The 13,214-nt window shown below is 33.5% G+C and carries 10 protein-coding genes; 5 read left to right on the forward strand and 5 right to left on the reverse strand.

Annotated elements, in window-relative coordinates; translation table 11 throughout:
• Nucleotides 1-114: 114 nt before the first annotated feature.
• From ACUXZJ_RS04580 to ACUXZJ_RS04590, 3 genes are all read left to right on the forward strand, one after another.
• On the forward strand, nucleotides 115-552 hold the full coding sequence (locus ACUXZJ_RS04580; protein WP_063743546.1) for a choice-of-anchor J domain-containing protein: 438 nt from the start codon (nucleotides 115-117) through the stop codon (nucleotides 550-552).
• On the forward strand, nucleotides 503-865 hold the full coding sequence (locus tag ACUXZJ_RS04585) for a T9SS type A sorting domain-containing protein (protein ID WP_063743547.1): 363 nt from the start codon (nucleotides 503-505) through the stop codon (nucleotides 863-865). Before ACUXZJ_RS04580 ends, ACUXZJ_RS04585 begins: the two co-directional genes overlap by 50 nt.
• 534 nt (nucleotides 866-1,399) lie before the next feature.
• Nucleotides 1,400-2,365, forward strand: a complete 966-nt coding sequence (locus ACUXZJ_RS04590) for a 2-hydroxyacid dehydrogenase (RefSeq protein WP_060383581.1) — start codon at nucleotides 1,400-1,402, stop codon at nucleotides 2,363-2,365.
• A gap of 348 nt (nucleotides 2,366-2,713) precedes the next feature.
• Here the strand turns inward: ACUXZJ_RS04590 and ACUXZJ_RS04595 are convergent, their stop codons facing one another.
• Nucleotides 2,714-4,927, reverse strand: a complete 2,214-nt coding sequence (locus ACUXZJ_RS04595; RefSeq protein WP_235604510.1) for a TonB-dependent receptor — start codon at nucleotides 4,925-4,927, stop codon at nucleotides 2,714-2,716.
• Between the two features lie 386 nt (nucleotides 4,928-5,313).
• Here ACUXZJ_RS04595 and ACUXZJ_RS04600 point away from each other — a divergent pair, with 386 nt between their 5' ends.
• Entirely contained in the window at nucleotides 5,314-6,315 is a 1,002-nt protein-coding gene (locus ACUXZJ_RS04600; protein ID WP_088466360.1) for a phosphatidylinositol-specific phospholipase C domain-containing protein, read from the forward strand.
• Nucleotides 6,316-6,346: 31 nt separating this feature from the next.
• Here ACUXZJ_RS04600 and ACUXZJ_RS04605 read toward each other — a convergent pair whose 3' ends face one another.
• From ACUXZJ_RS04605 to ACUXZJ_RS04620, 4 genes are all read right to left on the reverse strand, one after another.
• Nucleotides 6,347-7,105, reverse strand: coding sequence for a UDP-2,3-diacylglucosamine diphosphatase (locus ACUXZJ_RS04605; protein ID WP_088466361.1), 759 nt, complete (start codon nucleotides 7,103-7,105; stop codon nucleotides 6,347-6,349).
• 70 nt (nucleotides 7,106-7,175) lie between these two features.
• Nucleotides 7,176-8,390, reverse strand: a complete 1,215-nt coding sequence (locus tag ACUXZJ_RS04610; protein ID WP_446195895.1) for a TCR/Tet family MFS transporter — start codon at nucleotides 8,388-8,390, stop codon at nucleotides 7,176-7,178.
• A gap of 82 nt (nucleotides 8,391-8,472) precedes the next feature.
• A complete protein-coding gene (odhB, locus tag ACUXZJ_RS04615; protein WP_060383578.1) occupies nucleotides 8,473-9,684 on the reverse strand; it encodes a 2-oxoglutarate dehydrogenase complex dihydrolipoyllysine-residue succinyltransferase in 1,212 nt (403 codons plus the stop codon).
• 54 nt (nucleotides 9,685-9,738) lie between these two features.
• A complete protein-coding gene (locus ACUXZJ_RS04620; RefSeq protein ID WP_060383577.1) occupies nucleotides 9,739-12,498 on the reverse strand; it encodes a 2-oxoglutarate dehydrogenase E1 component in 2,760 nt (919 codons plus the stop codon).
• Between the two features lie 136 nt (nucleotides 12,499-12,634).
• Here ACUXZJ_RS04620 and ACUXZJ_RS04625 point away from each other — a divergent pair, with 136 nt between their 5' ends.
• Complete coding sequence (locus tag ACUXZJ_RS04625; protein WP_063743550.1) at nucleotides 12,635-13,156, forward strand: hypothetical protein; 522 nt, start codon at nucleotides 12,635-12,637, stop codon at nucleotides 13,154-13,156.
• Nucleotides 13,157-13,214: the final 58 nt, after the last annotated feature.

Raw genomic sequence — 13,214 nt, forward strand, 5'->3', positions numbered from 1 at the left:
TAAAAGGTTGATCTGTGTCAACTTTTTTCTTTTATATGTGTCATACTTTCGCGCAGAAAAAAATAGACGAAAATTCCCCTTAAAAAGTTATAAATATTTAAAAGTAAATTGAAAATGAAAAAAATTATGATTATGCTCTTCTTTGTTTTTATTCAAGCAAAGGCACAATTTAATGAAGGATTTGAAGATAAAGAAGTTTTTAATAAAGAATGGGACATAGTAAAAACACGAGAAGACGGACCTTATTGGGGAATTTATAAAGATGAATTGTTTCCTAAAGATGGAAGGAGTTGTGCTATGATTGTTGGTAAAGCAACTAATCAAAAAGGAGGGTCTTATTTAATTACACCACAAATAGAGGTAATAGAAAATAATACAGATGGTTTTTCATATTGGGTAGGTAGTTTATTTAATGAAACAACACCAAGAAGATATGTTTTAAAATTATCTGAAAAAGGAAAAGATTTAGACGATTTTGAAGAGATAGTATTAACCGAAAGTCTTGATAAAAGAGAATGGAAAAAAAATTTATTTAGCCTTTTATGTTGCTGATCTAGAAATAGGTGCTATAAGAATAGATAATGTTGTGAACGCAGGTTTATCAGATGTTTTAGAGGCTCCTACTTTTAATCACGAGGGATTTGAATTTTACCCTAATCCTACTGCTGATTATCTTCATTTTTCTTACACAAAAGAACTTCAAGCTATTACTATATGTAATTTGCAAGGACAGAAAATGCAAACAAAGGAAATAAATGCACTTAGGGGATCTTTAGCACTTTTAGATTATCCTCAAGGAATATATATAGCCAAATTTACGGATTTAGACGGATTAGAAAAAACAATCAAGTTTGTTAAAAACTAGAAACAATCAGGTTATCAGTGAAATTTTTAAAAGTAGTTTTATAATTAACCTGAGCTTGATTCGTATTGTTTGAGAAGTACGAAATTTTATTAAAAAATTAGTGAGATTTTAGATTTTAAACTTACCTGTTTTTATTAAGGGAATATCAAAAGGATTTATTATTTGATATTCCCTTAATTTTTAAGAAATAAATGTGCCTTCTCAACTAGTTTAAATATTGTTTGTTTGTCTTCATCTTCAAGTTGTTGTATTAATCTTATTTGCTCTAACTCTGTTTTATCTTCTAAAATTAGTGTTGGCTCTCGATGCGCTTCGCACTCGAACGGACGATTATTTCAATTATATACTCAACCATTTGTTCGAGTTGTTTTAAAATAAAAAAACATATTGAGAATTTTACTTTTTAATACAGTATACTTTAAGTGGTATAACATCAATAACAAATTTAAGATTCAATATAAACGTTAAAAATGAAAATTTTTGAAATAGAATCTAGTATTTAAAATTTCTTATATTTGAATAAAACTTACAAAATTGAAACCTCAAGATATAAAAATACTACATTTAGACAGCAATCACCCTTTGCTAAGAAATCAATTGGAAACAGCAGGTTTTCTAAATTATGATGATTTTACCTCTTCCAAAGAAGAAATTGAATCCAAAATTTCAGGATATCATGGTATTGTTATACGAAGCCGTTTTAAAATTGACAAAACCTTTTTAGATAAAGCCACTAACTTACAATTCATAGCCCGTGTAGGGGCTGGTTTAGAAAGTATTGATTGTCATTATGCGGCAACCAAAGGCATTCATTTAATTGCTGCGCCAGAAGGCAATCGTAATGCTGTGGGCGAACATGCCTTGGGAATGCTTTTGTCTTTATTTAACAATCTAAACAAAGCCAATAACGAAATTAAATCCGGACAATGGAACCGTGAAGCAAATCGCGGTCATGAATTAGATGGCAAAACTGTAGGCATCATTGGTTATGGTAATATGGGAAAATCCTTTGCCAAAAAACTAAGAGGTTTTGATGTAGACGTTCTTTGTTATGATATTGCTCCTAATGTAGGTGATGCCAATGCACGCCAAGTTACATTGCAAGAATTTCAAGAAAAAGTAGATGTAGTCAGCTTACACACACCTTGGACACCTGAAACAGATAAAATGATTAACGCCTCTTTTATTAACGCATTTGCTAAACCTTTTTGGTTGATTAATACTGCTAGAGGTAAAAGTGTGGTAACTCTGGATTTGGTAGAAGCGTTAAAAGGAAAGAAGATTTTAGGAGCAGGTTTAGATGTGTTAGAATACGAAAAACTTTCTTTTGAAACACTTTTTGAAGAACAAAAGACACCCGCATTTGAATACTTATTAAATGCTTCTAATATTTTGTTAACGCCTCATATTGCAGGTTGGACATTTGAAAGTAAAGAAAAATTAGCACAAATTATCATTGATAAAATAAAAGAACTCTATCTTATTAAGCATTCCCAATAAGATATACTAAATGAAAGATTTTTTGTTTTAAGAGTATCTTAATATTAGGAAATTTCTCTTCATAACATAACCTAAATTTTTGCTTTACTTCTTGTGGTAAAGAGGAATATGATATTGAAGATAAAAAAATAGAGGATTTTTATTAGTAATAATTAATACATAATACAAGTTAAACTCAAATCCCTCTTTTTAGATGTAAAATCTAAAAAAAGAGGGAACTTTTTAGAGTAAATTCTTATAATTGATATTCAAGTACTTTTATATATTTTTTCCCCATTTCTCTAAATTACCCTAAAGAACAGATATTAGAAACAAACAAATAGTATCGAAAAACAATTCTCATAAAATCTAGAATTTGAGTGTTACACCAGTTAAAAAATTTCTTCCAGCCTGTGGATAGTAGAAATTTTCAGTAGTAACAGGATTATTAGAACCTAAAGGGCGATCATAATAACTATAAGTATAACCATTTGATTCATACAGCTTATTATAAAAATTATTAATTAGTAAATTGAAACTGATTTCGGCAAAACTTTTAGGTTTAAAAATATATTGAATACTTAAATTACCATTGTGATAACTATTTAATATTTTGTCCTCTGAAGAAGTATTATCTAAATACTGTTTTCCTATATATTTTTGTATATAAGCAACGCTTAAATCCTTAATAGGATAAAAAGTGGCAGTTACACCTCCTGTTACATTAGGTGAAAAAGAAATATCTGTATTTTCATATTTCGTGATTTTTGTTGAATAACTTTTATTACCATTTATATCGTATTCAGTTACAGGGACAGAATAATCAAACGATTTGATTTTATTTATACTTTTTGTGATATTAAAATCTAATTTAAAAAACTTAGTAGGTTGAATACTTGCTTCTAATTCAATACCAATTCGACGGCTTTTTTCTACATTCTCACGAATGGGATCTCCAACTTCATCTAATGCCCCTGTAAGAACTAATTGACTGTTGTAGTGCATATAATACCCATTTAAATTAATATGTGTTATCTTATTTTTAAATCGGTAACCTGCCTCATAGTCCAATAATTGTTCTGCTTGAGGTTCAATAGGATTCTTCGTTAAATCATTACGATTAGGCTCTTTATTAGCTACAGCAAAGGATCCATAGATACTATGATTCTTATGTATAGCAAAGTTTAAGCCTATTTTAGGATTTAAAAACGGATATGTTTTCTTTACATTTAATAATTTTAAATCACTACTCAATCCGTGTGTTGTATAATCTATACGACGTGCCTGAATATCTAAGAAGAGCTGTAATTTGTAAAAAAATGTATAATCCGCTTTAATATATACTGAGTAATCTTCTTTTTTGCTTAGTGATTTATAATAATTTACATTAGTAACAGGAAGATCTGTATACTGATGTTTGATCAGCTCCCCAAAATGAGTTCCGTCGTATTGATTATATCCACCACCTAGGTTAGCATTAAAGTTTTTAGTATTGTAATTTAAGGTGTAAACAAGACTATAAGCGTCATTATCTAACCATTTTCTACGTACTACATCTGATTTAAAATTACCATTTATGTGGTCAGGAAAATATTTTTTAAGTTTTTGATCTCCCTTAAATTCTTCATAATATCCTTTCCCTTTAGTGTAATTTCCTGATAAGGAAGCTGATAAATGATCTGTGAATTGATGTGTTATATGTAGTTGATAATGAACTTGTTCGTAATTGTCAGTTTGATTATCATAAGTGTAATAATTATACGTTCTTCCTGAATTTAATAAATTTTCAGTTTCTTCTGTGCTGGAATAATTACGATTAATGTAAGCTAGTATGCCAACTCTATCGCCATTAACTACCGCCTCTGGAGTTCCAAACCAAGATTGATAAGTAATTTCTTTACCTCCAAATACTAAGGCTTTTATAGCTGTTTGCTTATGGATAAATCCGGCTTCTGCATAAAAAGATTTTAAATCAGATGAAGCACGATCTATATATCCATTACTTCCTATTTTTGAAAGCCGCCCTTCCGCATAAAAACCATTTTTAATTCCAGAACCAAAAGTAATATTGTGTTTTCGAGTATTAAAAGATCCGATACTGTGTGAAGTGGTAGCATATCCTTCTAAGGAAGGGGTAAGCGTACGTAAGTTAAGGCTAGCCCCAAATGCTCCAGCGCCATTAGTAGAAGTTCCAGCACCTCTTTGTAATTGGATATTTTCTACAGAAGTTGTAAAATCAGGCATATTTACCCAAAAAGTACCTTGACTTTCAGCATCATTATAAGGTATGCCATTAATCGTTACATTTATACGAGTAGCATCACTCCCTCTTACCCTTAATCCAGTATACCCTACACCAGCGCCAGCATCAGAAGTAGTAACGACAGAAGGCATTTGGTCTAACAAAATAGGAAGATCTTGTCCTAAATTATTTCGTTCTAATGCTTCCTTTTTAATATCTGTAAAAGCAAACGGAGATTTTTTGTTTAGACGAGTAGAAGCTACTTTTACTTCTTCTAATGCGTTGATCTTTGTGGAATCATTTATTTTTTTTTCTTGACCAAATACAGTACTAATATTCATCAAAAATAGTGTACTCAGAATAAATTTAAAAAAAAAATGATGTCTTTGATTGTGAATTAAATTTTTCATTCGTTACAAAATGGTTACGAATAAAAGGGGTTATTATTCATTAATAAAAAACGTATATTTTTTTGTAAGTTAGGCTCTTGCCCTTCCCTTGACAGCATTACCTGTCTAGGTTCATTGGGTATAATCTCAGCCTTATTTAACTTTTTAAAAAGAAACAAAGCACCCCTTTTGAGACAATGTAAAGATACTTTAATATTTAAGATCTCCAAGAATATCCAGATGAGATACTGTTGAAATTGATATACAATTTTTGTATGTTTTTATTTGTTAATTATTTATTAAATAATATATTGTAAGTTAATTTAACCTATTTATTTATGAGAAAAATTTTACTTAGTATGGCTTTTTTAGCTATTTTACAATCTTGTAGTTCAGATTCTTTAGCCCCAAGATCTGATGAAAATATAGAAAACATATCTTTAAAAGAAAGGCTCATAGCTAGTGTTTCTAAAGATAATTGGATGTCCTCGATAAAAGCCAGTACCCCATTGTCTAAATTATCTATTCCTGGCACACATGATTCAATGTCTATCAAAAATTGGGCTTTTAGTAGTAATCAATATGGTAGTATAAACGAACAATTAGGTGCTGGAGCAAGAATTTTTGATTTACGTTTTAATTATGAAAACGGTCAATTTATGGGATACCACGGAATTGTAAAACTTAATATAACTTTAGATCAAATAATGTCAACTTTTAAAGAGTTTTTAAAAGTACATCCCAATGAAGCAATTATTGTCATTATGAAAAAAGAGAATGGAGGTGACAAATCTACTTGGGTTAATTATTTTGATGCTAAAATGAATGAGTATGAATCCAAAGGATTGGTGAAGAAAAACTGGAATACAAATAGCCTATTAGGTGATTGTAGAGGAAGAGTTTTACCTCTATCCAGAGAAACTTATACAAATTCTACCTTTGTACAAGGCTGGTCCGGAAATCCTAATTTTTCAAATGCTACTCTAATAGGAAACGGGAATTACAATTCTTTTAAGATTTCTGATTTTTATACAGTTAATACGATATTACCAAGTTCTATAAATTATAAATATGATCGTATTATTGAAAATATTATTCGTTCAAATACTGATTCAGATGTTATGAGTGCTTATTTAACATATTGTTCAGGAGCTAGTGCTTTTGCTTATCCAGTAGCTGTAGCAGATCGAATTAATCCCAAAGTAGCAGATTATATCCAAAGTAATAACCTAAAATTAAAATCATGTGGGTGGATCTTGATGGATTTTATTAATTCAGAAAAAGGAAATAGATTGTCCGAAAAGTGTATTGAAATATCAGTTAACAATTTTTCTAATTAATGATGCTAAAACAGGAATACTAAATTACTTTTTAGTTTTCCTGTTTTTTTAACTCAAAATGTGCTCCATCAAAAACACCATAAGTGAAATAGCCAATCCAGTCGCCTAAGTTATAGTATTGGGCATTTTTGTTTAATTGAATTTTCATAGGCAGATGACGGTGACCAAAGACAAAATAATCATAATGTTTGGTTTCTAATTTACGTTTAGCATATTGAATCAGCCATTCGTTATCCTCTCCTAAAAACTTGACATCTTCTGCTCCCGAAATCATTTTGTTTTTTACTGATAGATATTGCGCTAATTTCACGCCCACATCAGGATGCAACCAGCGAAACAACCATTTTGAAAATGGATTAGTAAACACTTTTTTCATTCGCTTATAGCCTTTATCCCCAGGTCCTAAACCATCGCCATGACCGATTAAAAAAAGTTTATTGTTAAATGTAAATTCCTTAGTCGTGTGATACACGGGAATATTTAATTCCTTTTCAAAATAATCATTCATCCAAAGGTCGTGATTACCCACAAAAAAGTAAATTGGAATCCCACTATCTCGAATCTCGGCTAGTTTGCCTAACACCCGCACAAAACCTTTAGGAACCACTGTTTTATATTCAAACCAAAAATCAAATAAATCGCCTAATAAAAAAATAGCTTCCGCATCTTGTTTGATTTCATCTAGCCATTGTACAAACTTTTGCTCCCGAGGGAAACTCATTTCAGGAGTTGGTGCGCCAAGATGTTGATCACTAGCGAAATATATTTTTTTATGTGAAGTAGAATTCATGTAGTAGGATTTCGAGCAAAGATATTATTTTGCTAGTACTTAAAAAACTATTGAATTTAAAATAGTTTCATTAATGATGCTTCTTCAAAGAAACATAAGCCATCAGTGTACTTAACAACATTCCAAGACCTCCCAAAACAAAAGGAGCACCTGCAAAAGGATGCGCACTACTTTCCTGAGTAAAATAATAAAACACATTCGACATAATAGGTGGCCCTATAATAGCTGAAGCACTAATCAAACTCGTCAACGTACCTTGTATTTCTCCTTGTTCGTTTGCGGGCACTTGCCCTGCTATTACCGCTTGTAATGCTGGTCCTGCTATGCCACCGAGACAATATGGAATCAGGAAGGCAAACATCATCCAGCTTTGGCTGGCAAAACCAAAAAGAAACATGCCTATCGTATACAAAGCCATGCCTACATAGATACTTTTTACATTCCCTAGCTTTGGATTTATCCATCGAATCAAACCACCTTGTACTAGCGCGACTAATAAACCTATTACGCCTAAGGATAACCCTATCATGGTTTCATTCCAATGAAATTGATACATGGTAAAATAACTCCAATTACTTTGCACTGCATGAGAAGCCGTATGCAGCAAGAACACGGCAAGGGTTAATCCAATCAGTTTTGGATATTTTTTTAAACTAATAAAAGCGCCTATCGGATTAGCTCTGGTCCAATCGAAGGCTCTACGGTGTTTTTTGGATAAAGATTCTGGAAGTATGAAATAACCATATAAAAAGTTGAGTAAACATAAAACCGCGGCGGCATAGAAAGGAATACGTGCCCCGTATTGCCCTAACAAGCCTCCAATAACGGGACCAATAATAAATCCTAAACCAAAAGCGGCTCCAATCATTCCGAAATTCTTGGCGCGATTTTCATCGTTGCTAATGTCTGCGATATATGCAGAAGCGGTCGTGATACTAGCCCCTGTAATACCCGCCAATATGCGTCCGATGAATAACCAACTGATGGTGGGTGCAAAAGCCAATAACAGATAATCCAAACTGAATCCAAAAAGTGAAAGCAATAATACAGGACGGCGACCGTATTTGTCACTCAAATTTCCTACCAAGGGCGAAAACAAAAACTGGGTAAAAGCATACGCAAAAGTAAGCCAACCTCCGTATTGTGCAGCATCGCTTACATTACCGTGTATGAGTTCTTGAATTAACTTTGGGGTTACTGGAATAATAATTCCTAAACCTATCACATCTATTAAAAGCGTGATAAAAATAAAACCTATAGCCGCTTGTTTTTGACTTTTCTTCATAGAACAAATAAACAAAAAAATCCCAAACTCTTTTGGAATTTGGGATTTTAAATAGGTAAGATTGCTTTGTTGTTAGCAATAACTATAATTCTAAAGCTTTTCTTGGATTACCACCCATTAAGATTTCTGCTGGATTTTCTAAAGCTTCTTTCACAGCACATAAGAAACCTACCGACTCACGTCCATCAATGATACGGTGGTCGTAAGACAATGCTACAAACATAACTGGAGCAATCACGATTTGACCGTTTTTCACTATAGCTCTATCTACTACATTGTGCATCCCTAAGATTCCTGATTGCGGCGGATTGATGATAGGGGTAGATAACATAGAACCAAAAACCCCACCATTAGAGATAGTGAATGTTCCACCTGTCATTTCATCAACTGTGATTTGACCATCACGTGCGCGAATGGCTAAACGCTTGATTTCAGCTTCAACACCACGGAACGTTAAGTTTTCTGCATTACGTACCACAGGCACCATTAAGCCTTTAGGTCCTGAAACCGCAACAGAAATATCACAAAAATCGAAAGACACTTTTTCTTGTCCATCAATCATTGAGTTTACATCTGGGAATAATTGTAAAGCACGTGTTACCGCTTTTGTAAAGAATGACATAAAGCCTAATCCCATTTGGTGTTTTGCTTTAAATTCTTCTTTGTATTCGTCACGTAACGCATAGATAGCACTCATGTCAACTTCGTTGAAAGTAGTTAACATAGCCGTTTCGTTTTTAGCAGATACTAAACGCTCTGCTACTTTACGACGTAACATTGATAATTTTGTTCTTTGAGAACCACGAGAACCTCCTGTAGGAGTACCCATAGAAGCTTTTGCATTTAAAGCATCCTCAGTAGTAATACGACCTGCTTTACCAGTACCTGTAACTGTTGCAGGGTCAATTTCTTTTTCTGCTAATATTTTTTTAGCTGCTGGCGAAGCTGAACCTGTTGCATACGTGGTTGCTTGAACCGGTGCTGCTTTAGGAGCCTCCGCTTTAGGAGCTTCTTCTTTTTTCTCTGCTACAGGAGCTGCACCACCTTCTGGTTTTGCGGCACTTGTATCAATTAAACAAACTACTGCACCTACAGCTACTGTGTCCCCTTCTTCAGCTTTAAGCGTGATGATTCCGCTCATTTCAGCTGGTAATTCTAATGTTGCCTTATCTGAATCAACCTCAGCAATCGCCTGGTCTTTTTCTACATAATCTCCGTCTTGTACTAACCAAGTAGCAATTTCCACTTCCTTGATTGATTCCCCTGGCGAAGGGACTTTCATTTCTAAAATCATCTTTTATAATTTTATAAAGTGTTGTTATCTATTTATCAAAAATACAATTTTTTATTAAACTAAAGTTTTATCAAAAACCATAGCAATCGCATCCGCATGACGTTTCTTAGAACGTGTATAACTTCCTGATGCTGGCGCACTGTACGCTTTAGGTGATGCTACACGGAATTTAACCTCGTTGAAATTCATCAACATAAATCCGTAAGCTCCCATGTTTCTTGGCTCTTCTTGTGCCCAAACATAATCCGTTGCGTTTGGATACGAAGCAATAATCGCTTTTAATTGGTCTACTGGTAATGGGAACAATTGCTCGATTCTTATTAATGCCACATCGTTTCTTCCTTGTGCTTCTCTTTCTGCTTTTAAGTCGTAGTAGAATTTACCTGTACAGAAAACCAATGTTTTAACATCCACTGGATTTACGTGTGTATCATTGATAACTTCTTGGAACGAACCTGTAGCAAATTCTTCAATTGAAGAAACCGCTTCTGGATGACGCAATAAACTCTTAGGGGTAAAAACCATCAAAGGTTTACGGAAATCTGCCAACATTTGTCTTCTTAACAAGTGGAAGAAGTTTGCAGGTGTTGTACAGTCAGCCACATACATATTTTGTTCTGAACAAAGTTGTAAGTAACGTTCCATACGTGCCGATGAGTGTTCTGCACCTTGGTTTTCATAGCCGTGAGGCATTAAAATAACCAAACCATTTTGGTTGTTCCATTTGTCTTCCGCTGCCGAAATGTATTGGTCAATCATGATTTGAGCTCCATTAGAGAAATCTCCAAATTGAGCTTCCCAAATGGTTAATGTTTTAGGCGATGCCATAGCATAACCATAATCAAAACCAACTACACCGTACTCCGATAACAATGAGTTGTAAGCATTGAAGTAGCCTTTCTTGTTAGGTACGTCGTTCAATAAGATTACTTCTTCTTCTGTATCCTCCGTTTTTACTACGGCATGACGGTGTGAGAATGTACCACGTTCTACATCTTGTCCAGAAATACGAACGTTGTAACCTTCCGTCAATAACGAACCATAGGCTAACATTTCACCCATAGCCCAGTCTAACTGGTTTTTCTCAAAATACATCGCTTTTCTATCGTTGATAAGCTTTTGTATTTTGCTGATATATTTTTTCCCTTCTGGTAATTCTGTTACTACTTTAGCGATACCGTCTAAGGTGTCTTTTGCTACTGCGGTATCAATTTTTTCTAACATTTTAGCTTGGTTCGCTTTAGAAAAACCAACCCACTCGTCTTGCATAAACGGCTCGATAACTGTTAAAGTTTCTTCGCGCGATGCTGTTAAATTTTCATCCAATTTAGCTTTGTAAGCCTCTTCGATTTCTTTAACATACGAAGTTGAAATAACTCCTTGTTCTACTAATTTAGCGCCATATAAATCTCTTACATTTTTATGTCTTGAAAGCGATTTGTATAAAACAGGCTGCGTAAAACGAGGTTCATCCCCTTCGTTATGACCATATTTTCTATAACCTAAAACATCAATATATACGTCTGAACCGAACTCCATACGATATTCTAATGCAAACAACATAGCTTTTACCACTGCTTCCGCATCATCGGCATTTACATGGATAACAGGTGCTGAAGTTAATTTAGCAATATCTGTACAGTAAGTTGCTGAACGAGAATCGGTATAATTTGTTGTAAAACCAACTTGGTTGTTGATTACTACGTGAATGGTTCCTTGTGTTTTGTAACCGTCTAAGTGTACCATTTGTGCAATTTCATACACAATTCCTTGACCAGATACAGCCGCATCTCCGTGTACGATAACTGGTAATACTTTATTAGGTTGTGCTGGGAAGAAACGGTCTTGTTTAGAACGTGTGATTCCTTCCACCACAGCAGCTACAGTTTCTAAGTGTGAAGGGTTAGGTACTAAATTGATGTTAATCCCTTTTCCTTTACGAGTTGTTTTAGGAGTTGTAATCCCCAAGTGGTATTTCACATCACCGTCAAAATGGTCTTCATCTGCATAGTCCTTACCATCAAATTCGCTAAAAATCTTTTTAGGTTCTTTGTCAAAAACATTTGCTAAGATATTCAAACGACCACGGTGTGCCATTCCTAATACTAATTGTTCCACTCCTAATTCGGCAGCTTCCTCAATTAGAATGTCAAAAGCAGGAACAACCGCTTCGTTTCCTTCTAGAGAGAAACGCTTTTGCCCTACGTATTTTGTATGTAAGAAATTTTCGAATGAAACAGCTTCATTCAATTTTTCAATGATAATCTTTTTCTTATCGGCAGTTACCTCATTTGCCATGGCATTGATTTTTTGTTCAATCCATGCTTGTGTTTTAGTATCGCGAATGTATTTGTATTCAAAGGCGATTGATTGGCAATATAATTTCTTTAATAAAGTAATTAAATCAGCCAAAGTAGTTGGATTACCTGCCACTAAACTAGCGGTTTGAAAAACCGTTTGTAAGTCAGAACTTGCTAAGCCATAGTTTTCAATTTCTAAACTAGGCGTGTGGGTTCTTCTATCTCTTACAGGATTTGTATCGGCAAATAAGTGCCCGTTTGTGCGGTAAGCTTCAATTAATTGAAGTACTCTAATTTCTTTTTGAATTTTATCCGTTAATTGAGCGTTGTTTATAGCTCCTTCCGAAGAAGTTTCTTCACCTGAAAATCCATTTGGGAATTCATTAGCAAAGTCAAATCCTTGAAAAAAAGCCCTCCAAGAAGGTTCAATACTATCAGGATTTACTAAATATTGATCGTATAAATCGGCAAAAAAGGCCGTATGTGCTGCGTTTAAAAAGGAAAACCTATCCATAATGCTGTCTAATGACAATTTTTGGTTAAAAATTATTGCAAAAGTAAAAACTTTTAGACTAATATAGCCAATAAAACAGTATATTTATATGATTAATTTTTAATTCTTTAAAATCTATATCTAAAATGAGAGTCTAATGATAAAAAATGTATTTTTTTTTAGTTTTTTTTTATTTTCATCTATTAATCAAGCTCAAAATTTAGAGGCAGATCCGCCTGTAAATAATTTTTGGGATCATGTTCGTTTTGGGGGAGGTCTAGGGCTTAGTATAGGGAATAATTTTACTAATATTTCAGTTTCTCCAACTATGTATTATAATTTTGATGATAAAACGAGTGTAGGATTGGGACTTAATAGTAGTTATGTTAAAAACTCTGGCAATTTTACTTCTTTTGTTTATGGTGTGAGCGGTAGTTTGTTGTATAGCCCGGTTGAGTATTTGCAATTATCAACGGATATAGAACAGTTACGAGTAAATTTGGATTATAATACGATTTCGGGTCGTCGTTTTGATGATTTTTGGAATACGGCTTTGTTTTTAGGGGGTGGCTATAGAATGAATAATGTTACGGCTGGTTTGCGTTATAATCTTCTTTTTAAAAATACTAATAATTTATATACATCAGCATGGATGCCTTTTGTTAGGATCGTATTCTAGAATGATTTATTAAGAAAGGCTGTCCCAAAAAATGCTATTATGACTTTTGGGACAGTTT

This window comes from Flavobacterium sp. TN-1 (genome assembly GCF_052828645.1).